The sequence below is a fragment of the Microbispora sp. H10885 genome (assembly GCF_014161415.1).
Lineage (GTDB): Bacteria > Actinomycetota > Actinomycetes > Streptosporangiales > Streptosporangiaceae > Microbispora > Microbispora triticiradicis.
In genome coordinates this window covers 292,949-314,876 of sequence record NZ_JABBWY010000001.1, presented here as the reverse complement: position 1 = coordinate 314,876, position 21,928 = coordinate 292,949, and the positions used below count along the sequence as shown (strand labels likewise).

Genomic DNA, 21,928 nt, shown 5'->3' with positions numbered 1-21,928 from the left:
CTTCCAGCCCACGCACAGAGAGCCCGGAGGCATCCATCAACGCCCGTAATCGCCGGGCGAATCCGACCCTGGCGTCCTCCATGTGGCGAGTGTAGGTTCGGCGCCCTGGCTCCGCAGGTCTTCGCACACGCGAGGCTACGCCTCCTCCGACCGTCGCCGGCCGGTGCCCGTCCGGTTCAGGTCACCAGGCCTCTGCGGTAGGCGTAGACCACCGCCTGCACGCGGTCGCGCAGGTCGAGCTTGGTGAGAATGCGGGACACGTACGTCTTGACGGTCTCCTGGCTGATCACCAGTGCCGCGGCGATCTCACTGTTGGACCGGCCGTCCGCGATGAGGCGCAGCACCTCCAGCTCGCGCGGGGTCAGCGCGACGTCGTCCGGTGTGCCCGCGGCGGGACGGATGCGCGCCGCGTATCTGCCGACGAGCTGCCGCGTCACCTCGGGAGCCAGCAGCGCGGCACCGGTCGCGACGGTGCGGATGCCGTGCAGGAGCTGCGCCGGCGGGGCGTCCTTGAGCAGGAAGCCGCTCGCCCCCGCGCGCAGCGCCTCGTAGACGTACTCGTCCAGATTGAACGTCGTCACCACGAGCACCTTGACGGGGTCCGCCACTCCGGCGCCGGCGAGCAGGCGGGTCGCCTCGATGCCGTCGAGCACCGGCATCCGTACGTCCATCACCACGATGTCCGGGCTCAGCCGACGGGCCAGATCGACCGCGGCGCGACCGTCGCCGCACTCGCCCACCACCTCCAGGTCGGGCTGGGCATCGATGATCGTCGCGAACCCGGTGCGGATCAGCGCCTGGTCGTCGCAGACCAGGACCCGGATCGGCGCGGTCACGACGGGCTCCCCGCGGGGATCCGCGCCCGTACGACGAAGCCGCCGTCCGTCCGCCGGCCGGCGCTGAACTCGCCGCCCAGGGCGTCGACCCGCTCGCGGAGCCCGGCCAGGCCCCGCCCGCTTCCGCCGGGCGAGCCGGCCCGGGAGGCGGAACCGCCGGTACTGACCTCCACGAGAATCTCCTCCTCGCCATAGCGCACGCGGACCGCCGTGGGGCTGCCGTGGGCGTGCTTGAGTGCGTTCGTCAGGGACTCCTGCACGACCCTGTAGGCCACGAACTCGGCGCTGCCGGCCGACTCCGCCCGCCTGCCGTCCTCGGCGAACTCCACCGGCTGCCCGGCCCGGCGCGTCTGCTCCACCAGCGTGTGGAGCTCACCGACGGACGGCATCCTGACGTCGGTGTGGTCGGGGTTGAGCAGGTCGAGCAGGTGCCGCAGGTCGGCGATCGCCCGCCGGCCGGTGTCGGTGACCGCGCTCAGGGCCGCGTCGAGGCGATCGGGCGCCGCGGTCAGGTAGCGCGCGGCCTCGGCCTGCACGACCATCGCCGTCACATGGTGGGTCACGACGTCGTGCAGCTCGCGGGCGATCCGGGTGCGCTCCGCGGCACGGGTGGTCTCGGCGACATGGCGGCGGCGTTCCTCCTCGGCGGCCCGGGCGGAGCGCAGCCAGGCCCCGATGCCCCACGCGAGGGCCAGCGCCAGGTAGAACACCGCGTAGCCTTCCACCTTCTCGGTCGCGCCGATCCGCCCGAGCTCGAACGCCAGGGGCACGTACGCCGCGGAGAGGAGGACCACGGTGACGCGCCGGTGACGCTGCAGATGGATGCCCGCGCTGATGAGCACGATGGGCATCGCGTTGCTCGCGAACACGTGGTAGGCGCGGATCTGGTCCAGGACGAAGCCGAGCGACACCAGAGCCAGACACACCGCCGGCCAACGCCGGCGCACGGCGAGCGGAAGGCATTCCAGGGCGATCACCACGTACGCCAGCGCGTCGAAGGGACGGATCGGCAGGTCCCCGACCTGCGTCCCCTTGCCGTAGAGCGCCGGCATCAGCGACACGACGGCCAGCAGCAGCCCGAACGGTGCATCCCGGACCACGACGTCGCAACGCCGCCACAGGTCGGTGACCCGCCGGAAGTCGATCACTGGGTGAGCGTAGCGCTCGCATCCGCCCGGGCGCCGGGCCGCATGGGGACCAGGTTGCCGCGCCGGCGGGCCAGCCACATGAAAGCGATCGTCAGCAGCGCGCCGAACACGACCGCGTACGTGCTCGCCTCCGGCCCGAACTCGCCGCCGGTGAGCGCGGCCGGACCCGACATCACACCGTGCAGCAGCCCCTGCGTCGCGCCGTTGCCGGAGACCTCGGTGCCGAAGACGCCGCCCTCGACGAAGTTCCAAGCGAAGTGCAGGCCGATCGGCAGCCACAGGGTGCGGGTCGCGGCGTAGGCCGCGGCGAGCATGCCGCCCGCCTCGATCGCGATGGCGATCGCGCCCCACAGGTTGGCGTTCTGGTTGCCCAGGTGCATCAGGCCGAACACCAGGCCGGTCAGTCCCAGCGCGATCCACGTGCCGGTCCATTTCTCGACGATCCGGAACAGGATGCCGCGGAACAGCAGCTCCTCCGTCACCGCGGCGGCGGCACTGAAGCCGAGCACCCCGACCGCGCCCGTCACCGAGCCGAAGCCCTCGATCCGGTAACCGCCCACGAGAGCGATGTTCACGATGACGGCCGTGAACGCCCCGGCACCGATCAGCATCCCCCGGCCGACGGCGGAGGCGGCGCCTTTCCCGGCCACCTCCACCGGCGCGCGGCGCTCCGACCACCGCACCGCCCACGCGTACACGAGCACCGCGAGGATGGCTGTGGCGACACCGAGGACCAGGGTGAGAAACGCGTTCCCCTGTACTGCGCCCATGCCCAGGTTGCCGGCGAAGGCGACCAACGCGACGGCCACGAACTGCTTCAACAACCGCATGACGACTCCCTTTTACGTGGGGGGACTCCGCGACGGAGAGCCGCCGCTACGCAGGGAAACGCTAGGGATTCGACGGCCGGGAATCGTCCCCACGCAGTGGACACTCGCGGGTAGCTCGCACGGGGGACAGGCGCAAGCGGTACTCCCCCGCGAAGCCGGTCCCGCCGAGCGAACGAAAAGGCGGGGCCGAAAAAGGTACGCCCCCTGGTCTTAATAGGGACAGTCCTGTGGACTGCGTCCTTTTGCCTGGAACGCCGACAAGCTTCCCGCGATTATCCGATTGACAGGTCGTCGGAGTGGGGGATCGATGGAAGTGCTGCTCGGCAACAGGCCCGTCTTCGCCAGCACCGATCTCGACGAGGTCCGTGACGAGGTGGCGAGGATCTTCTGCCCGCATCGGCTGGACCTCACCGGCGCGGCGTCCCTGCTGTCGGCGCGGTTCAACTCCATCCGGCTCGGCTCGGTCCGGATCAGTTACCTCGACTACGGGGCCGACGTCCGCATCGAACCCGGCGACCTCGGCACCTTCTTCCTGGTGCTGATCCCGCTGGCCGGGCGCAGCCTGATCCGCAGCGGGAGCCAGGAAGTCGTCTCGACCCCGACGACGGCCACCCTCCCCTCGCCTACGCAGCATCTCGACATGCGGTGGGCGGCGGGCACCCCCAAGCTGATCGTCAAGTTCGAGCGCACGGCGGTCGAGCGTTCGCTGGAGCAGATGCTCGGCGAGCCGCTCGACCGGCCGGTCGTCTTCGACCTGGGCATGGACCTGACCGCGGGATGGACGCGCGCCTGGCGGGGGATGGCCGACCTGATCGTCCACGAGGCCGAGCACGACGACGGGCTGACCACGCAGCCGCTGGCCGTCGCCCACCTGGAGAACGCGCTGCTCACCTCCCTGCTCACGATGCAGCCCTCCAACTACCGGGAACGGCTGGCGGCGCCTCGGCCGCCCGTGCTTCCCAAGGTGGTGCGCCGGGCGCTGGAGTTCATCGAGCAGCACGCCCACCTCCCGATCACCACGGAGGACGTCGCGCGGGCGGTGGCGGTCAGCGGCCGCTCGCTCCAGGAGGGCTTCCGCGTCCACGTGGGCCGCACGCCGATGGCGCAGCTCAGGGAGGTACGGCTGACCAAGGTGCACGAGGAGCTGGCCGCCGGGGATCCGGCCCGCCACACCGTCACGAGCGTCGCCGCCCGCTGGGGCTTCCTCCACCAGGGCCGGTTCGCCGCGCTCTATCGCCAGAAGTACGGCCGGCACCCGTCGGAGACCCTGAGACGGGGCTGAGGACGGGGCTGAGGACGGGGCTGAGGCGAACTCCGCGCCGGCTGGACGGAATCCGCGCTGAGTGGATGGTTCGGCGGGCCACCTCGCCCGTAGTTTCTGCTGAAACCCCTACTTTCAGCGGAAGGAAACACCCTCATGCGCAGAATCCTCGTCGTCGGTGCCGGTCAGGCGGGTCTGCACCTGGCCATCGGCCTGCTGCAGAACGGCTACGACGTCACCGTGGTCTCCAACCGAACCCCGGAGTCGATCCGCGACGGCCGGGTGATGTCGGGCCAGTGCATGTTCGGCACCGCCCGGGCACATGAGCGCGCGCTCGGCCTGGACTGGTGGGCGGACGTCTGCCCGCCCATCGAGGGCATCGAGTTATCCGTCCCGAGCCCCGCGGGTGGCAAGGCTCTCGGCTGGGCGTCCCGGCTGAGGACTCCCGCCCTCTCGGTCGACCAGCGGGTGAAGATGCCGGCCTGGCTGGACGAGGTCGAACGGCTCGGCGGCAAGCTCGTCGTCCACGACGCCACTCCGCAGGATCTGGAGACCTACGCGGCCCAGTACGACCTGGTCCTGGTCGCCGCAGGGAAGGGGGAGATCGCCTCCCTGTTCGAGCGGGACGCGGAGCGGTCGACGTACAGCACCCCGCAGCGGGCGCTGGCGGTCACCTACGTCAACGGTCTCACCCCCCGGCCCGAGCACTCCGCGGTCTGCTTCAACCTGCTGCCCGGCGTCGGGGAGTACTTCGTCTTCCCCGCTCTGACGCACGGCGGCCCGTGCGACATCATGGTGTTCGAGGGTGTGCCGGGCGGGCCGATGGACTGCTGGGGTGACGTGCGCGGCCCCGCCGAGCACCTGGCGCGCAGCCGCGAGATCCTGGAGACCTTCTTCCCCTGGGAGGCGGCACGCTGCTCCGGGATCGAGCTCACCGACGCCAACGGGGTGCTGACCGGGCGCTTCAGTCCCACCGTGCGCCGCCCGGTCGCCGTCCTGCCGTCGGGCGCCCCGGTGCTCGGGGTCGCCGACGTGGTGGTGCTCAACGACCCGATCACCGGGCAGGGCAGCAACAACGCCGCCAAGTGCGCCGCGGCCTACCTCCAGGCCATCCTGGAGCACGGCGAGCGGCCGTTCGACGCGGCCTGGATGCGGCAGACGTTCGATCGCTTCTGGGCGCAGGCCCAGCACGTCACCCGCTGGACCAACGCGCTGCTGGCCCCGGCCGAACCGCACCACCTGGCGCTCCTGGGCGCCGCCGGTCAGGTGCCGGAGATCGCCGCCCGCTTCGTCAACGGCTTCGACGACCCCGCCGACTACGCCGAGTGGTTCATGGACGCCGGCAAGGCACAGGCCTACCTCGACCGGGTCGCGTCATGAGATCGCTGCGCGACGCGTTGGGCCAGTTCGCCACCGGGGTCGCGGTGGTCACCACCGCGACCCCGAGCGGGGAACGGGCAGGAGTCACGGTGAACTCCTTCAGCTCGGTCTCGCTCGATCCGCCGCTGGTGCTGTGGTGCCTGTCGGACCGCGCTCCCAGCGCGCCCGTCTTCCTGCGCGCGGGGCGTTTCGCGGTCAACATCCTGGCCGCCGGCCAGGACGAACTGTCGCGGCGGTTCGCGACGCCCGCGCCGGACAAGTTCGCCGGCGTGGACGTGCTCGCCACCCCCACCGGGCTGCCCATGCTCGCCGGAACCCTGGCCACCTTCTCCTGCCGTACGGTGTCCGTCCACGCCGGCGGCGACCACCACATCTTCGTCGGCGAGGTGGAGCACCACCAGCGGTCAGGAGGGGAGCCGCTGCTCTTCCACTCCGGCCGCTACCGCGCGCTCGCCTCCTCCCCGGGATGACGAGGAACGGACGCGTTCCTTCCGCCTCCCACGAGAGCCGGCGCCCCGGCCCTGTGGCGGCCGGGGTGCCGGTCTGAAATTTCAGCGTCGGATCGGACCGGGACGCGACCCACTCCGGCACGGAACGTGCGAGCTACCACGGCGACTCAGTCCTCTCACGAATCACCTTGCCACGTATCGCATTACTCGCAATACGCCGCCTTTGACACGCATATTCACTGCGAGATACCTGTATGTGGAACACAGGAAGGGCGCAAATCTCCCTGCCGAACTCGGACCACGATGGCGTTGATTCGCGTCACTTTCCGAGGCGTCGCGGCCGTTTTGGCCGGCCGTTTCGACCCGGATAACCGAGGAGGAAAGATGCGTGGCGAAAGAAGGGTAACCGGGAAATCCGGCTCCGGCGCCCTGTGGCGCGTGCCGGCGTGGCTGACCGCCGTGGTCGCACTGCTGACCAGCCTGGTGGTGACCAGTTCACCGGCGGCGGCCGGCCAGCCGTACGGGCCGTACACCTGTGCGAGCGGGTATGTGTGGCGGGAGGCCTACGCGGGCGACCAGGTCTGCGTGACGCCGGCGATCCGCACCCAGACCGCGACGGAGAACGCACTGGGCCCGTCCCGCCGGGAGCCGAACGGCGGCCCCTACGGGCCCGACACCTGCAAGCAGGGCTACGTCTGGCGTGAGACGCGGCCCTCGGACCACGTCTGTGTGCCGCCGGCGAGCCGCGACCAGGCCTACAGCGACAACTCCAACGCCGTCCTGCGACTGGCGGACCCGGGCGGGACGCCGCACGGCGGCGTCAGCATCTCCACCTCGCTCAACCAGACCGGTGGCCGCCTGTACGCCAACGGCAGCGGGCTCACGCCCAACGGCACAATATGGTTCTACGCGGTCGGGATCGGCACGACCGGGCCGTTCGTACTGGGTACGCGGACCGCCGACGCCTCCGGCAATCTGCCGGGATGGCAGTACGTCGCGGACGTCTGGTGCCGCAGCTACCAGACGGGGCCGGCCCCCATCGTGGTCCTCGACGTGAAGGCGGGCCTCGTCACCACCGCGGGCACCACGACCGCGTTCCTCCACTGCGGCTGAGCCCGCGCGACATCACGGGCACGACCAGCGCGTACAGGCGGGCACGGCACCTTCCACGGTGCCGTGCCCGCTGCGCCGCGCCGGATTTCACACCGTGCGCAGGCGAGCGGCGACCGGCGATTGAGCGGGAAACAAGGCATAAAGCGGCCGGGAAACGAGCCTTCCCCGACCGGGTCCGCAGCGCTCATAATGCCATCAGGCCTGCGCCCGGTATCGGCAAGCGCGGGCCCGGTCACCGTGGAGGTTTCGTGGCTCCCGAGAACGTCGGCCGTCTGCAGGAACCCGAGGAGCAAGAGCGCCTGATCGAGACGATCACCCAACTTGTGTCCAGTCGCGATTGGGACGAAGCCGCGGCGACCGTTCAGCAGAACCACATCTTGTATGACCCAGAAGTCGATATGTGGTTCGCCGAGTTGATCAAGCACTCGGAGTCGATGGGCTATCACGAATTCGCGAAAAAGCTACCGTTGTGGCGTGATTTCCTGCAGATATGCAGAGAATTCGGCATCGTCAACGCGGTCGAGGCCGCGGGCGGCAGCCTGGTCACCGCCCCCGAATCGGTGGAGCCCCTCGTGCGGCGGGCGGCTGAACTGGAGCAGCGGCATTCCGCGGGTGACCGTACGGCCCTGGAAGAACTGGTCGCCCTGTGGGCGAGGGTCGCGGAGGACCCGGCGGTCCGCCGCGACCACCTTCTGTTGCGCGCGGTGGCTCAGTACAACATGGGCGGTGCCCTGAGGCGCATGCCCGGCCAGGCGGCGAGGGCTGCCGCCGTGATCCGGACCGCCATCCGGCTCCTGCCCGCTTCCTCGGCGTACCGGTCGGCGTTCATGATCGGCCTGGCCCAGGCGCTGGCCGAGGAGCATGACCTGGCCGGGCTGCGGGAGGCCGTGGCGCTGGTGGAGGAGGCGGCACGGGCGGACCCCGGCACCGCCGCGCTGGGGGGCGCGGCGCTGCACGACGTCGGGGTCGGCGCCCACGACGTGGGCGAGATCGAGTCGTCCCTGGAAGCGATCGACCTGAGCCTCACCGCTTTTCGGCTGCTGCACGAGGGGGTCTACCCGGATCCGGAAGAGCCTGGCGGCGCGGCGAGCGCGATGGTCCAGATTCTCCGCAGCCGGCATCGGCTCTCTCGCGACCCGGACGACTTGTCCAAGGCCGTTTCCATGGCCGAATGGGCCGCCGCGCAAGTGCCCACGGAGTCGGCGGAGTGGGCGTCGAGGCGCAACGGGCTGGCCGTGTGCCTGCGCGTTCGCTACGACGAGGCCGGTGACCCCGCGGACCTCGATCGGGCGATCGACATACACCGGGATGCCCTCGACCGGGTGGCGCCGGACGCCGAGATCCGCCCTTACCACCTGCATGGTCTCGGCGTGGCCCTGCGCCGGCGGTACGTAGCGCGCGACACCCCTGAGGATCTCACCCTCTGCTCGCGGGCCCACGAGGAGATGCTGGGGCTGGTCCGGCCCGGCGATTCCCTCTACTCGACCGCACTGGAAGGGTATGGCCACACTCTTCGTGTGCTGTACCAGGCGAACGGTCGCATCGGCGACCTCCGCCAGGCCGTGGCGCTGCACCGCGAGGGCCTGGCGTACGAGACCGGCCCGGGGCGGGTGTCGATGGTCTGCAACCTCGGCATCGACCTGCGGCAGTTGTACATGAGCACGGGGGACGTCGCGACGCTGGAGGAGGCGATCGACCTCCTGCGTGAGGCCACCGCGGGGCGAAGGTCATCCACCGGGAATGACACGGCGCTGTTCACCCTGGGTTCGTGCCTCATGGACAAATATCAGGCTTTCGGCGACTCCGCGGTCGGTGCGGAGGCGATCCGGATCCTGGAGGACCTGCTGGCCCACACGCCGGAGAACTCCCCTGACCGCGAGGTCCGGCTCGGGAACCTCGCGGCAGCCCTGATCCTGCGGCACGTGCACGAACCGGACACACACGCCGAGGATTTCCTCGACCGCGCCGAGCGACTCCTGGAAGAGGCGGTCAGCCGGAGCAAGGGCCTCGACAGGGCCCGTCATCTGGTCAACCTCGCCCAGTGCGTCATGCAGCGCTCCGGCCACGAGAAGTCCGAACCCGGCATGCGCCGGCTTGTGGGGCTCATGGAGGAGGCGTGCGCGCTGTGCCCGGTCGAGGCGGCCAACGGCGCGGCGTACCGGATCAACCTCGCCATGGGTTACGCCAAACTCTACGAACTCACCGAGGATCCCGCCGCCCTGGCCCGCGGGCTCGGGCTGCTGCGGGAGGCCAGTGCCGCGGGCGTCGACCAGTATCCGCTCGCCGTCATGCGTTTGGCGCGGGGCTGGGGGGACCAGTCGTCCCATCGGGGTCGCTGGGACGAAGCGGCGGAGACGTACGGCTACGCCCTCGACGCGCTGGACCGGCTCGTCGACGAGAGTTCCGTGCGGGAGCACAAGCAGCAATGGCTGAGGCAGGCCGAGGGGCTGGCCGCCGCGGCGGCCGCCGCGCATGTGCGCGCCGGTGACCCGTGGAGTGCCGTCGTCGCACTGGAACGCGGCAGAACCCGGCTGCTGGCCGACGCCCTCGGTGAGGACGCCGCGGAGACCGACCGGCTCGCGCGGGCACACCCGGCACTCGCGGAGGCGTACCGCTCGGCGGCCGCGACGCTGCGCGGAATGCAGAGCCTGAGCCTGGCGCCCATGCCCGGAGACGACCGGCCGCCGGCGCACGCGTTCGCCGAGGCGAGGCGGCACCGCGAGGAGGTGCTGCTGCGCATCAGATCCGTGCCCGGATTCGAGCGCTTCCGCCTGCCCGACGCCGCCCGGGACGTCTCGAACGCGGCACGGCTCGGCCCGTTGCTGTACGTGGTTCCCGGCATCGAGGCCGGCTTCGCGTTGCTGGTGATCGGCGAATCCGTGCGCGTCCATGCCCTGCCCGCGCTGACCTGGGCTGAGCTCCGCCCGCGCATGACACGGTACTTCCAGGACTACGAACGTGCGGCCACCGACCTCCACCGCTGGCACCGGGCCCTCGACGACACCACCGCCTGGATGTGGGAAGCGATCATGGAGCCGCTGCTCGATTTCGTGCCCGACTGCGCCGAACTGACGCTGATCCCGACGGGGATGATCGCCTCGCTGCCGCTGCACGTCGCCTGGACCCCCGACGCCGAAACGGCGACCGGCCGCCGTTTCGCGCTCGACCACCTGCCCCTCGTCTTCGCCCCGAGCGCCAAGGCCCGTGCCGCCGCGGACCGAGCCGCTTCGACGGCCGTCCCGGCTCCTGCCGCACTTCTCGCCGTCGAGGACCCGCAACCGGTGGCCGCGGCCCCGCTGCGGTACTCGCGGTACGAGATCGACGCCGGCTGCGCGAGATTTCCGGAGGGCAGTCGCCTGACCGGGGAAGAGGCCTCCCGGCAGGCGGTGCTGGCCGCGCTGGACGGCCACACGGTGCAGCACTTCGCCTGCCACGGCTACGCGGACTGGGGGCAGGTCCTGGACAGCTACCTGTTGCTCGCCCACGATGAGCGCCTGACCCTGCGCGACCTGCTCGCCAGGCCGGCCGGGACACGCCGGCTCGTGGTCCTGTCCGCGTGTGAGACGTCGCTGCCGCACGTGGAACTCGCCGACGAGGTGGTCGGTATCGCCACCGGATTTCTGCAGGGCGGCGCCGCCGGGGTCATCGGGTCGATGTGGCGAGTGCCGGATGTGAGCACCGCGCTGCTGCTCAGCCGGTTCTACATTCTGTGGCGGGACGGGGCCCATCCGGCCGAGGCGCTGCGTACGGCACAGCGCTGGCTGCGCGACGCCACCAACCGCGAGCTGCGGTCGGCCTATCCCGAGATCATGGACAGGTACGCCCCGATTCCGGAGCCGCTACGGGAAGTGTGGGGCACCGGGCGAGACTTCGCCCACCCCGCGTACTGGGCCGCCTTCACCTACATGGGGGCGTGATGACCGGCCACGCGCGCTCGGTCGTCGACCTGGCGAAGGCCATCAGGCCGGAACTTCCGGCGCTGCTCGGTGCGGAGGCGGAGGAGGTGGACACCGCCCTCGGCCGGCTGCTCGCGCGGAGCACGGAGGTCGAGCAGGAGATCCTGACCCTGCTGCAGCGGTGGCCCGCCACCCGCGAGTGGGCGTACTCCTACCTGGGGCGGACACACGACGGCGGACTGCGCGATCCCGGTGCCGCGTACTACCCGCTGACCGGCACCGGGGGCGTTGTGCACTCCGAGACCTACGTCTGCCCGGAATGCGAATATCGATGGCGCCGCCGTGCCGTCGGGCAGGCCGTTCCCGCGTGCCCGGAACACGACAAGCCTCTCGTCCGTACGCCGGATTCGGAGACATAGGTGGTGGACGGTCTGTGGAAGGGCCTGACGGACAGGATCGCGGAACGGTGGGCGAATGTCGTCCTCCTGCCGGCGGCGCTGTTCTGGCTGGGAAGCGGGCTGGTCTGGCTCTTCCGCAACGGTTGGGGACCCCAGGCGGCAGAGCGATGGATCACGCAGCACGTGACTTCGTGGTGGACCGCGTCCGTCCTGGTGGTGGTGCTGCTGTCAGGGCTGCTGGCCAGACGCCTGACGGATCCGGCGCTCACCCTTCTCTCCGGCCGGTGGCTTCCCCGACTGGGCTGGGTGACGCGCCCGATGGCGCGCAGGTGGGCCCGTCGCGTCGCCCGGCGCGAGGCGCGCTGGCAGGTGCTCGCCTCTCGTGGCCGCGCCTGGGCGGAGGAGCAGGAGTTCGTGACGTTGGACGCGTGGCTGCGCACCATGCCGATCGACCCACAGCGGTGCCTGCCGACCCGCCTGGGCAACGCACTGGCCGCCGCGGAGCGATGGCCCAGGGAGAAATACGGGTTGGACCCGGTGCGATGCTGGTCCCGGCTGTGGCTGGTGATGCCCGAAGACACCCGGCAGGAGCTGGCCAGGGCGCGCGGGCGGCTGGAGGCCCAGGTCACCGCCTGGCTTTGGAGTGTGGCGTTCGTCGCCTGGACACCGATGGCGTGGTGGGCGGCCCCGGTCGGCGTGCTGGCGGCCTGGCTCTCGTATCGGGGCGCCGTCCGATGCGTGATCGAGCTCGGCGACCTGCAGGAGGCGGCCTTCGACCTGCATCGGACCGCCCTCTACCGCCAGCTGCGCTGGCCCCCGCCGGAGAACGCCGCCGCCGAGCACTCCACCGGCCGCCGGCTGACGGCGTATCTGTGGCGTGGTTCCGACGAGGCGGTTCCGCTTTCCCTGGACTAGGTGTTCTGACCATGGACGTTGGTGACAGCGGTGGGGAGATACCGATCGTCATCGGTGGCATCGGCCGGAGGCACGGCGCCGGCCGCCACCCCGGTGGCCGGAGGGGACCGCCCGGACCAGGAGACCGGCACACCGGGCTGGATCTGGGTGATCGCGATCGCGGTTCTCGGGGCAGCCGCCGTCCTGGTGGCGCGGGCCAGGAAACCGGCGACACCACCCCTCCCGGGCAACTCGGAGGACCGCCCATCGGGTCACGAGAACGGTGAGGGCGAGTGACAGGGAAACCAGCCAGAGCGTTTCTGCTCCTCGGCCTTCTGTGCGCCGCCCTGGGAGTGTTCGCCGCACCGGCGCTGGCACACGACACCCTGCGATCGAGCACACCCGTCAGCAACGCCGTGGTCTCCGGCCTCGACCTCGTCGAGCTGGAGTTCAACAACAACGTGCGCTATCCCGTCGTGCTCCTGCACGATGCGGCCGGGCGGCGCTTTCCGTCCGGCACACCCCGAACCCGCGGCGCCAAGGTGCTCGTGGACGTCGACGAGCCGCTTCCCTCCGGCAGCTACACCGTCGTCTGGCGCGTCGTCTCCGCCGATGGCCGCCCCATCGAAGGAGAGATCCCGTTCACCGTGCGGTCATCGACGGCTCCACTGCAGACCGCCCCCGTGTCCAGCGCCCCCGTGTCCAGCGCTCCGGCGCCGTCACGTACGCCTGCGAGCGCGATGGGCGAGACGGACGAGCAGGGCGGCCTCTCCGGCTGGACATGGGCGGCCATGGCAGGGGTGGCACTCGCCGGAGCCGGGGCACTGCTGATGTGGTGGAGGAGACCCGCTCACAGAAAGTGGTCCTGACAGCGGGCGACCATCGGACGATCCCGGCGAAGGATTGGACGATTTCGTCTAGTTTGTGGTGGTATGTCAGTAATTGTCAAGGCCGTTCCTCCGGCATGGCTCCAGCGGGCCGGCGCGCCGGAAGGTGGGGTTCCACATGGCCGTTCGAAGGCCGGGGAATGATTCTCCGCGGCTCACCGCCCGCGGGGCGGCCACTCGCGCGCGCATCGTCACGACCGCCGCGAACCTCATGTTCCGGCAGGGGGTGACGGCGACGACCCTCGATCAGGTGGTGGACGCCTGCGGCGTCAGCAAGTCGCAGCTCTATCACTACTTCCCGGACAAGGAAGCACTGATCACCGAGGTGATCGCGATGCGGGAGAACCACCTGGTCTCCTCTCAGAAGCCGCAACTCGACCAAGTGCGCTCGATGCGGGATCTGGAGAGATGGCGTGACTCCATCGTGACGGGCCATTGGGAGCGCGAAGTGCCCTACAGATGCCCCATCGGCTCCCTGGCCACCGAACTCGCCTGCCGCTACGACGACGCCCGCCAGTCCCTGGCGGCCGTCTTCGCCAGGTGGCAGGAAATGCTCGCGGACGGCCTCGCCCGCATGCGGGAGAGCGGCGAGCTCGACCCCGGCGCGGACCCCGCGAAACTCGCCGTCGCCTTCATCGCCGCCATGCAGGGCGGCTACCTGCTCGCCGAGACCATGCAGGACGAACGACCCCTCGTCGTCGCCCTCGACATGGCACTGGACCATATAAAAGCCCAGGTCAAGACCCCTGTCGCCAGCTTGACACAAGCGGACAACTGACCCCAAGGTGGACGAAATCGTCCAATTTGCCCATGGTGGTGGTCCACCGGGTGCGGCAGGAGAATGGTGAAGCAGATGCCGTCTCTGCACTCGATGCAGACGTACTACACGACAGCGGCGACGATGCTGCTGCTCCTGCTCACGGTCCTGGGCGGCGTGAGCCTGGACCTGGCGATCCGATACAGGGTCGAAGACCAGGTGTTCTTTGACGCCGAGCAGGTCGCCGCCCAGTGGAGCGCGCAGGTGCGCGGCGGCGTGCTGCCGAATCCCGACTCCGTCTCCGGCACCGTCGACCTGGTCCAACTGGTGGACGCACGCGGCAGGGTCGTGGAGGCAAGCCCGGGCGCGACGGAGCGGCCCCGGCTGAGCACGTTACGGCCCGCACCCGACGACCGGCTCCAGCGGCGGGTCGAGTGCCACCCGGGCGAGCCGTGCCTCCTGCTCATGGCCAACCGCGTTTCACCGGCCCCCGAATCTCCCGTCGTCTACGCCGGCACGGTCGAGCGGCCCCTTATCGCGACGCACCGACTCGAATACCTCATCGCTGGGGCCGCATTCCTCGTCGTCCTGCTGGGCGGCCGCCTCATGTGGTGGATCATCGGCCGGGCGCTGCGCCCGGCCGAGCAGCAGCGCCAGCTCGCCTCCGTCACCTCCCACGAGCTCAGGACACCGATCGCCGGGCTGCGGGTGCAACTGGAGGAAGCACTGCTCCACCCCGATCACGTCGACCCCCGCGACACCATCCGGGGGGCACTGTCGGCCACCGGCCGGCTGGAGGCGATCGTGCAGGACCTGCTGACGATGGCCGGACTACGCGGAGGGCAGCCGGCGCCGCACGAGCCGATCGACCTCGTGGCGCTGGTCACCGAGGAGGTGGACGCCCACTTCGGCGGCACGCCGGTGGAGCTCTACGCCACCGGGGACGTGTGGGCGCACGGCTCGAGGATCCAGCTGATCCGGCTGGTCGGCAACCTGCTGAGCAACGCGCGGCGGCACGCGGCGACCGGCGTCACGGTCTGCGTCGGATCCGCCGACGGCCAGGCGGTCCTCTCCGTGACCGACGACGGGAACGGCATCGCCCCCGCTGACCGTGAGCGGGTCTTCGAGCGATTCACCCGACTGGACGAGGGGCGGCGCCGGGACGCCGGCGGCACCGGGCTGGGGCTCGCCATCTCTCGCGACATCGCCCGCGCCCATCGGGGAAGCCTGCGCATCGAGGACTCCCCGCGCGGCGCGCGGTTCGTCCTCCGGCTGCCACTCCTCGTCCGGAACGCGATCGGCGAGCGGAATCTCACCCAGCGGGCGTGATGCTTCCCCTGGAGCTGACCGGCTCGGACCGCCGGGCATGGATCAGGATGCCGTGCAGGTGAGGGTGGGTGTGCCGCTGGTTCCGGTACCGAGGAGACCGAAGGTGGTGCCGGTTCCCGCGCCGAGTGCGCCGTTGTATCCGAGGTTGCGGGCGTCGATGGTCGATCCGCTCGTCGTCAGGGTGGCGTTCCACGCCGAGCTGACCTTCTCGTCTCCGGCGAAGGTCCAGCCGACCTTCCAACCGGTGATCGCCCTGGATCCGGCCACCACACGCACCTCCGCCTGGAAGCCGCCGGGCCACTGCGAGACGACTCGGTAGGTGGCCGAGCAGCCGAGCCCAGGGTCACCGCTCGGGGACGAGCTGGGGCTGGGGCTCGGCGACGGGCTGGAGCTCGGTGACGGGCTCGGCGACGGCGACGGGCTGGAGCTCGGCGACGCAGACGGGCTGGGGCTGGGTGACGGGCTCGGCGAGGGGCTCCCACCGCCGGTGAAGTTGACGTCACTGCAGAAGTAGTACGACTGGTCGAGGTGACTGGCCTGCCAGAGCGTGAAGACGATGTGGTGGCCGGTGCGGCCGGGCGCGTACACCTGCACCGGCGTCGTGGTCCCGGTAGGCATCCTGCCCGTCTCGGTGACCAGTTCCAGGTCGCTCCACTTCAGCCGCTGAGTCAGCGGGTCGAACCCCTGCTTGGTCACGTACACACGGATGAAGTCGGCGCCGTGGGACGATCCGTCCAGCAGGTTGAGGGTGAACCGGTTCGGCTTGTCCACCGTCTTCCACGGACCCGGTTCGTCCATCGCGGCGTACCGGCCGTTGAAGGTCAGGCCGCCGCTGCACAGCTGCCCGTCGGGGACGGCGGTCTGGTAGTCGCCGCCGACGCCGTCGCGCAGCAGCCCGTTCCAGTTCCACATCGCGGAGGGGTCGGCCTGCCAGGCCTTGTAGCACATCGGATCCTCCGTCGCCATCCGCGGCGACTGCCAATCACTCGCCCAACGGGTGTAGCAGCCGTACTGACGGGCGGGCGGGTCGCTGACCGCACCGTGCGCCGAGGCGGGTGACGCCAGCACAGGGCTGACCAGGAGCGCGGCCGCCACCGCGACGGACAGGCGCCGGATCAGGCCACCCCCAGTGGACGTGGTGGCCGGGCGACGCAGAAAGTCGAGCACAGGTAACCGCATTTGCGCTTTCTCCCTTGATACTGAGGTGAAGGGAACCTGGCGACGGTCGCCGGAAGACGACTCTTACCGCCAGGAGTTCTACCGTCCCGCCATCGACTGCACCGCCGCTCAGACCCGGAGGCAGAGAAACAGGAAGGCGGTGCCTGGTCTGTCGGCGAACCGTGGGGCGGGAAGGCCGATGGCGGCGAGGGCGCGGCCGGTGAGCCGCACCTGGCTCGACGCCCAGTCGGGATGACGGTCGAGCGGGCCGGATACCTCACCGGGGATGGCCTCGACGACGTACTCGGCGTCGGGGTCGAGCCCCGGTAGTCGCATCGGCGCCGTCCGCTCCACGACGCCGGTCTCCAGCTGCACATAGGAGTACACGGCCCGGCTCCGGTCGCGGGCCACGATGCCGTGGACCCATGCGGCAGGGTCGGGGTGGTCGGCCCGCACCACCTCGCCGGTGTGCAGCAGTGGGCGTAGTTCCTTGTACAGGGCGATCCACTCGGCCAGCGCGGCCCGCTCGGTGAGCGCCCATGCGGTGATGTCGGCCTCGATCCCGGCATGTCCGAACAAAGCGGTGGCAGCCCGGAAACCGAGCGTGGTGACGCGCCCGGTGAGGTGGGATGGGGAGGAGCCGACGTGTGAGCCGATCAGCTCGTACGGCAGCAGCAGGCTGGTCCACCGCTGGATGTGCTGGCGTTCGATGGGGTCGATGTTGTCCGAGCCCCAGACACGGTCGGTGCGCTCCAGAATGCCGAGATCGGCCCGGGCGCCCCCGGAGGAGCACGACTCGATTTCCAGCGTGGGGAACCGGGCGCGCAGCTCGTCCAGCAGCCGGTAGACGGCCTCGGTCTGCGCACGGGTACCGGGCACGCCTTCATGCACGGGCTCGGCCAGGTCACGGTTGTGATCCCACTTGATGTAGTCGATGCCGTACTCGGCCACCATGCTGCTGATCCGTTCCAGCAGGTAGGCGTACACCTCGGGATGCGCCAGGTCCAGAACGTGCTGGCTGCGTCGGGGTAGCGGCCACCGCTGCGGGTCGGCCAGCAGCCAGTCCGGATGGGCACGAACCAGATCGGAGTCGAGGTTGGCCATCTCGGGTTCGAACCACAGCCCGAACTGCATGCCGTGCTCGCGTACCCGCCGGACCAGTTTGTGCAGGCCGTCGGGCCAGACGGTCTCGTCCACGTACCAGTCGCCCAGGCCCGCGTCGTCGCTCCTGCGGTGGCGGAACCAGCCGTCGTCGACGACGAACCGCTCGGCGCCCACCTCCGCCGCGGCGTCGGCGAGCGCGAGCAGGCGGTCCTCGCGGTGGTCGAAGTAGACCGCCTCCCAGGTGTTCATCGTCACCGGGCGCGCCGATCCCGGATGAGTCGCCCGGGCGCGCAGCATGGCGTGGAACCGGCGGCTCAACCCGTCCAGACCGGCGTCGGAGGCCGCGAAGTACACCCACGGCGTACTGTACGACTCCCCCTGGCCGAGCCGTACCTCGCCGGGTTCGAGCAGCTCGCCGGCGGCGAGCACGCTGTCCCCCTCCGGGAGCCGCTCGACGTACTGGACCTGGTTGCCGCTCCAGGCGATGTGCACCCCCCACACTTCGCCGGTCCGGAACCCGAACCCCGGAGTGCCGACGACGAGCGGGCCGGCGTCGAACCAGGTCCGGCCACGGCGGTTCTCTCGCGACCAGGCGCCTTGGCGCAGCGGCGCCCGCTGCGGGGACCGCTCCCTGGCCCAGCGGCCGGCGAAGTCGAGCACCTCGCCGGCCTGCGCGGGCAGCGGCATCAGGCAGGCCAGGCGATCCAGCGTGTACGGCGAGGTTGCGGTGTTGAGAAGCGTGTGTCGCATCCGCAGCACACCCTGAGGCGTCAGCTCGATCTCGGTGGTCAGGTCGAGGCCACAGTCAGGGTCCTTGGCAAGCGCCTCGACACGGCTTCCGTCCACGGTGACGGCCTCGGCCAAGGTGAACCGGGACGGACGCCAGCCGCTGTCGTGACGCCCGGACAGCACCGGTCGGCCGAACCAGCCGTCGCCTTGGCCGGGCACCACATCCTGGCCGGGCACCGGCGGAAGCCCGGTGAGCGGTCCTGGGCAGACACCCCAGTACAACACCCGCGGCGGGCGCGGTCCGGCGAGTTCGAGGACGACGCCGACGCCGTCCGCGGACAAAGCGATCACCAAAGCTCCAAGCCAGGGGTGTCGGGTGGGCATGGCCCCGGAGAACCTGCGCCGGCAGGTGGGTGGGGTGACGCACTCCTCATCCGGCGCTCGCCGGTGCGGTGGTCCCTCGGGGGATGAGCGTGGCGGTCGGGCACCGGCGTTCCGCGACCGGGCCTCCCTCGACGAGTTCCAGCAGAGACGCGGCGACCAACTGTCCGAACAGGTGCACGTCGAGACTCATGGTGGTGAGCGGAGGCGATGCCAGGCGGCACATGCTGGAGTCGTCCCAGGCGATCAGGCTGAGGTCACGGGGAACATCACAACCCAGCTCCTTGGCCGCGGCCAGGCCCGCGACCCCCATGAGGTCGTTGTCGTAGATGATCGCTGTGGGAGGGTCGGGCCGCTCCAGTAACTTGGCGGTGAGTTTCGCCCCCGATTCCTCCGAGTAGTCTCCCTCCAGCATGACCGGCTCGACGCTGGCCGACCTCATGCTGTCGAGCAGCGCTCGGGTGCGGATCCGTGTGTGGATCAAGGCGGTGGGACCGCTGACCCGTGCGATGCGGCGGTGCCCGAGCCTGCTGAGGTGGGCGACCGCTTCCCGCACCGCGCCGACGTCGTCCGTACGGACGGCCGGGGTGTCTCCTTCCGGCTCGCCCGCCACCACGGCCGGCAGCCCGATCTCGCGAAGGACCGCGGGTCTGACGTCCTCGGCCGTACGGTTCACCAGCACCACGGCGTCGACCATGCGGTTGTCCGCCCACCGGCGGTACGCGGCGATCTCGGCCTCGTGTGTGTTGACGACATGCAACAGGACGGAACGGTCGTGCTCGGCGAGCAACTCCTCGATACCCGCGATGAACTCCAGGAAGAACGGTTCCGCACCGAGCAGGCGTGGTGGCCTGGCGAGCACCAGGCCGACAGGGGTACCCGCGCTCACGTCGCGACCGCCGTCAGGGCGTTGGCGCTGCACAGCACGCCGGGAGCGGTCAGGGCGGACGGGTCGTCCAGCACCTCGGAGGTTCGCACGAGAAAGGTGTGCGCCTGTCCGGCAGGCAGTGAGACCAGCATGTCGTCCACCAGGGCGTCGGCGGCGACCTTGTCGGCCAGCAGCGCGATGTCGCGGGTGAAGGAGACGGCTCGCACCTCGACCTCGTAGCCGCCGGGCAGCCTGTTGACGGCCGTGACGAGCGGCGCGGGCTCGTACACCAGGTCCCGATCCTCCGCGAACACGTGACAGACGCGGACGTCACCGACGGTCATCACCAGCACCTCCCGCTTCACGTCGGCAGGCTCGAGCAGGTCGCCGGGCAGTTCGACGGTACCCACCGACCTGGGCGGCACAACGAGGGCCAGGTCGGCGCCGGCCAGTACGTTGCCGGCGAGCGTCTGCCGGAGCGCGGCAACCGTCCCCGTCCAGGCCTCGTCGTGGTCGTTGACGGCGATCAGAACCGTCCGGCCGTCCCTCGGCTGAACGGTGAGCAGCCGAGGCGCGAAGGCGTGCTTGAGGGCGTAGTAGAGGGGCTTGGGCCGTCCGTCGCCGTCCACCGCCGCCCAGGATGTGACCGGCCAGCAGTCGTTGAGCTGCCACACCAGCGCCCCGGCCGTGCGCGGCCACCAGGAGCGGAAGTGCTCGACGCCGAACGCGACGGCGCGGGCCTGGTTGAGCTGTGCCGCCCAGTGCCAGTCCTCGAAAGCGGCGGGCACGGAAAGGTGCGGCTCCATCCCCCGGTCGAGCTTGACGTCGCCGTTCTCGGCCTTCTGATGGAGCAGGAACCCCGGTGAGTTCGGCGTCATCGGCTCGTCGTGGATCCACCTGGTCAAGGTGCGCCAGGTAGGCGGTGCCTGGAAGCCGAACTCGGCGCAGAAGCGCGGGATGTGGTCGCGGTAGTGGGTGTAGTCGACCTTGTTCCAGACGGCCCATTCGTGCCGGGTGCCGTGGTCGTCGTCGTTCGGCCGTGAGTCGCCGGGGCTGTAGGGGCTACCGGGCGTGTAGGGCCGGGTGGGGTCGAGCTCCGCCACGATCCTCGGCAGCAGTTCCGTGTAGTAGCCGAGGCCCCAGGTGCGTCCCTGAAGTGTGTCTCGCCAGCCGGGCCACTCCGCGAAAGCCTCCAGGTTCTCGTTGTTGCCGTTCCACAGTGCCAGCGAGGGGTGGGAGACCAAGCGGGTGACGTTCTCCCGCGCCTCGGCCTCGACCTCGCTCCGCAGCGGCTCCTCCTCGGCGTAGAAGGCGCAGGCGAAGGGGAAGTCCTGCCATACGAGCACCCCCCGCTCGTCGCAGACGTCGTAGAAGTCGTCGCTCTCGTAGATGCCGCCGCCCCAGACCCGCAGCATGTTCATGTTCGCGGCCACGGCCTGGTCGACTCTCCGGGCGATCCGCTCGCGATCGACTCGGGTGAGGAAGTGGTCGTCGGGAATCCAGTTGGCGCCCTTGGCGAAGACGGGCCTGCCGTTGACGACGAAGGTGAACGGGCTGCCTGCCGAGTCGGGTTCGGTGTCAAGGGCGATCGTGCGGAAGCCGACACGTCGCTGGGCGATGTCCACCGGCTGGTCGTCCTCCAGCAGCGTGACCGTCAGGTCGTACAACGGCTGGTCACCGTAGCCGACCGGCCACCACAGTCTCACCTGCGGCACCAGCACGGTGACTGTCGCCGCGCCGCCGGACACGGGCACCTGCTCGGAACGGCCTCCCACATCGGCCCTGACGCTGTAGCGGCCGTCGCGGACGCGGTCGAGCTCCACGTGTACCTCGACGCGGCCGGTGCCGTCGGCGTCCACAGTCACCAGCGGGCGTAGGCGGGAGAGCCGGGCGCTGTCCCAACGCTCCAGCCCCACCGGCTTCCAGATGCCGGCTGTCTGCAGGTCGGGGCCCCAGTCCCAGCCGAATGAACAGGCCATCTTGCGGACGGCGTTGTAGGGGTGAGGGTAGGCGCGCATGCGCGAGCCCAGTTTCTCCTCCACCTCCTCGGCGTGGTTCAGGGCGGAGCGGATCGTCACCACGAGTTCGTTCGCGCCGTCCTGCAGGATCTCGCCCACGTCGAAGCGATATCCGCGGTGCATGTTCGCGGTATGGCCGAGAAGCCGTCCGTTGAGGTGCACCATCGCGACCGTGTCGATGCCGTCGAACACCAGGTCCACTCGCTCGCCAGGCCGCGGGGCCGACGTCTGGAAGGTCGTCGCGTACCTCCAGTCGGCGCGGTGCATCCACACCAGTTCCGCTTCGTTCCGGTCCAGGTACGGGTCCGGGATGAGACCCGCCGCCATGAGATCGAGGTGAGAGCCGCCCGGCACCTGCGCCGGGATGTCGCAGTCGGCGACCGCCTCCGGGACGGGTCCTCCGGCCACCCGCAGACGCCACCCGTCGTGCAACATCTCGCGGATCATGTGCCCTCTTCCCTCGGGTGCCGAGTAGCCATCTGCGAGTACTTG

At 70.4% G+C, this 21,928-nt stretch carries 18 protein-coding genes; 11 read left to right on the top strand and 7 right to left on the bottom strand.

Annotated features, from left to right (window positions below; all coding sequences use genetic code 11):
• Nucleotides 1–176: 176 nt before the first annotated feature.
• Genes HHX37_RS01405 through HHX37_RS01395 form a run of 3 tightly spaced genes read right to left on the bottom strand, consistent with a single transcriptional unit; the run spans nucleotide 177 to nucleotide 2,814 of the window.
• Entirely contained in the window at nucleotides 177–836 is a 660-nt protein-coding gene (locus tag HHX37_RS01405) for a response regulator (RefSeq protein ID WP_182876031.1), read from the bottom strand.
• Nucleotides 833–1,984 (bottom strand): sensor histidine kinase, encoded by a 1,152-nt coding sequence (locus tag HHX37_RS01400; RefSeq protein ID WP_182884251.1) that lies wholly within the window; start codon nucleotides 1,982–1,984, stop codon nucleotides 833–835. Before HHX37_RS01400 ends, HHX37_RS01405 begins: the two co-directional genes overlap by 4 nt.
• Nucleotides 1,981–2,814: a CPBP family intramembrane glutamic endopeptidase gene (locus HHX37_RS01395; protein WP_182884250.1), complete on the bottom strand. Its 834-nt coding sequence runs from the start codon at nucleotides 2,812–2,814 to the stop codon at nucleotides 1,981–1,983. The genes HHX37_RS01400 and HHX37_RS01395 overlap by 4 nt, the downstream gene beginning before the upstream one ends.
• Nucleotides 2,815–3,121: 307 nt before the next feature.
• Between HHX37_RS01395 and HHX37_RS01390 the strand changes: the two genes are divergently transcribed.
• The 11 genes from HHX37_RS01390 to HHX37_RS01340 all read left to right on the top strand — a co-directional run bounded on the left by HHX37_RS01390 (nucleotide 3,122) and on the right by HHX37_RS01340 (nucleotide 15,178).
• Entirely contained in the window at nucleotides 3,122–4,096 is a 975-nt protein-coding gene (locus HHX37_RS01390) for an AraC family transcriptional regulator (protein ID WP_182881784.1), read from the top strand.
• Between the two features lie 135 nt (nucleotides 4,097–4,231).
• A complete protein-coding gene (locus tag HHX37_RS01385; protein WP_182881783.1) occupies nucleotides 4,232–5,455 on the top strand; it encodes a styrene monooxygenase/indole monooxygenase family protein in 1,224 nt (407 codons plus the stop codon).
• On the top strand, nucleotides 5,452–5,925 hold the full coding sequence (locus HHX37_RS01380; RefSeq protein WP_165900614.1) for a flavin reductase family protein: 474 nt from the start codon (nucleotides 5,452–5,454) through the stop codon (nucleotides 5,923–5,925). Before HHX37_RS01385 ends, HHX37_RS01380 begins: the two co-directional genes overlap by 4 nt.
• 363 nt (nucleotides 5,926–6,288) lie before the next feature.
• A complete protein-coding gene (locus HHX37_RS01375) occupies nucleotides 6,289–7,017 on the top strand; it encodes a hypothetical protein (RefSeq protein ID WP_182881782.1) in 729 nt (242 codons plus the stop codon).
• A gap of 377 nt (nucleotides 7,018–7,394) precedes the next feature.
• The gene (locus HHX37_RS01370; protein WP_182884249.1) at nucleotides 7,395–10,934 is read left to right on the top strand and encodes a CHAT domain-containing protein; all 3,540 of its coding nucleotides are present in this window, start codon (nucleotides 7,395–7,397) and stop codon (nucleotides 10,932–10,934) included.
• Complete coding sequence (locus HHX37_RS01365) at nucleotides 10,934–11,332, top strand: hypothetical protein (protein ID WP_182884248.1); 399 nt, start codon at nucleotides 10,934–10,936, stop codon at nucleotides 11,330–11,332. Before HHX37_RS01370 ends, HHX37_RS01365 begins: the two co-directional genes overlap by 1 nt.
• Nucleotides 11,333–12,226 (top strand): hypothetical protein, encoded by an 894-nt coding sequence (locus HHX37_RS01360; RefSeq protein ID WP_182884247.1) that lies wholly within the window; start codon nucleotides 11,333–11,335, stop codon nucleotides 12,224–12,226. It begins immediately after the preceding gene.
• A gap of 54 nt (nucleotides 12,227–12,280) precedes the next feature.
• Nucleotides 12,281–12,502, top strand: coding sequence for a hypothetical protein (locus HHX37_RS01355; protein WP_182884246.1), 222 nt, complete (start codon nucleotides 12,281–12,283; stop codon nucleotides 12,500–12,502).
• Nucleotides 12,499–13,074, top strand: coding sequence for a copper resistance CopC family protein (locus HHX37_RS01350; protein WP_182884245.1), 576 nt, complete (start codon nucleotides 12,499–12,501; stop codon nucleotides 13,072–13,074). The genes HHX37_RS01355 and HHX37_RS01350 overlap by 4 nt, the downstream gene beginning before the upstream one ends.
• 136 nt (nucleotides 13,075–13,210) lie before the next feature.
• Nucleotides 13,211–13,870 (top strand): TetR/AcrR family transcriptional regulator, encoded by a 660-nt coding sequence (locus tag HHX37_RS01345; RefSeq protein ID WP_182884244.1) that lies wholly within the window; start codon nucleotides 13,211–13,213, stop codon nucleotides 13,868–13,870.
• A gap of 75 nt (nucleotides 13,871–13,945) precedes the next feature.
• Nucleotides 13,946–15,178, top strand: a complete 1,233-nt coding sequence (locus tag HHX37_RS01340) for a sensor histidine kinase (RefSeq protein ID WP_182884243.1) — start codon at nucleotides 13,946–13,948, stop codon at nucleotides 15,176–15,178.
• Between the two features lie 42 nt (nucleotides 15,179–15,220).
• Here HHX37_RS01340 and HHX37_RS37475 read toward each other — a convergent pair whose 3' ends face one another.
• The 4 genes from HHX37_RS37475 to HHX37_RS01320 form a co-directional block, all read right to left on the bottom strand.
• The gene (locus HHX37_RS37475; protein WP_182884242.1) at nucleotides 15,221–16,357 is read right to left on the bottom strand and encodes a lytic polysaccharide monooxygenase; all 1,137 of its coding nucleotides are present in this window, start codon (nucleotides 16,355–16,357) and stop codon (nucleotides 15,221–15,223) included.
• A 108-nt stretch (nucleotides 16,358–16,465) separates the two neighbouring features.
• Entirely contained in the window at nucleotides 16,466–18,553 is a 2,088-nt protein-coding gene (locus HHX37_RS01330) for an alpha-galactosidase (RefSeq protein ID WP_182884241.1), read from the bottom strand.
• 46 nt (nucleotides 18,554–18,599) lie between these two features.
• Nucleotides 18,600–19,439, bottom strand: a complete 840-nt coding sequence (locus HHX37_RS01325; RefSeq protein WP_182884240.1) for a LacI family DNA-binding transcriptional regulator — start codon at nucleotides 19,437–19,439, stop codon at nucleotides 18,600–18,602.
• On the bottom strand, nucleotides 19,436–21,883 hold the full coding sequence (locus HHX37_RS01320) for a glycoside hydrolase family 2 protein (protein WP_182884239.1): 2,448 nt from the start codon (nucleotides 21,881–21,883) through the stop codon (nucleotides 19,436–19,438). Before HHX37_RS01320 ends, HHX37_RS01325 begins: the two co-directional genes overlap by 4 nt.
• Between the last annotated feature and the right edge of the window lie 45 nt (nucleotides 21,884–21,928).

Excerpts from the sequence above, each read along its gene's own strand:
- HHX37_RS01395 (WP_182884250.1), bottom strand. The coding sequence starts at position 2,814 with ATGCGGTTGTTGAAGCAGTTCGTGGCCGTCGCGTTGGTCGCCTTCGCC.
- HHX37_RS01390 (WP_182881784.1), top strand. The coding sequence starts at position 3,122 with ATGGAAGTGCTGCTCGGCAACAGGCCCGTCTTCGCCAGCACCGATCTC.
- HHX37_RS01385 (WP_182881783.1), top strand. The coding sequence starts at position 4,232 with ATGCGCAGAATCCTCGTCGTCGGTGCCGGTCAGGCGGGTCTGCACCTG.
- HHX37_RS01380 (WP_165900614.1), top strand. The coding sequence starts at position 5,452 with ATGAGATCGCTGCGCGACGCGTTGGGCCAGTTCGCCACCGGGGTCGCG.
- HHX37_RS01375 (WP_182881782.1), top strand. The coding sequence starts at position 6,289 with ATGCGTGGCGAAAGAAGGGTAACCGGGAAATCCGGCTCCGGCGCCCTG.
- HHX37_RS01365 (WP_182884248.1), top strand. The coding sequence starts at position 10,934 with ATGACCGGCCACGCGCGCTCGGTCGTCGACCTGGCGAAGGCCATCAGG.
- HHX37_RS01345 (WP_182884244.1), top strand. The coding sequence starts at position 13,211 with ATGGCCGTTCGAAGGCCGGGGAATGATTCTCCGCGGCTCACCGCCCGC.
- HHX37_RS01340 (WP_182884243.1), top strand. The coding sequence starts at position 13,946 with ATGCCGTCTCTGCACTCGATGCAGACGTACTACACGACAGCGGCGACG.
- HHX37_RS37475 (WP_182884242.1), bottom strand. The coding sequence starts at position 16,357 with ATGCGGTTACCTGTGCTCGACTTTCTGCGTCGCCCGGCCACCACGTCC.
- HHX37_RS01330 (WP_182884241.1), bottom strand. The coding sequence starts at position 18,553 with ATGCCCACCCGACACCCCTGGCTTGGAGCTTTGGTGATCGCTTTGTCC.
- HHX37_RS01320 (WP_182884239.1), bottom strand. The coding sequence starts at position 21,883 with ATGATCCGCGAGATGTTGCACGACGGGTGGCGTCTGCGGGTGGCCGGA.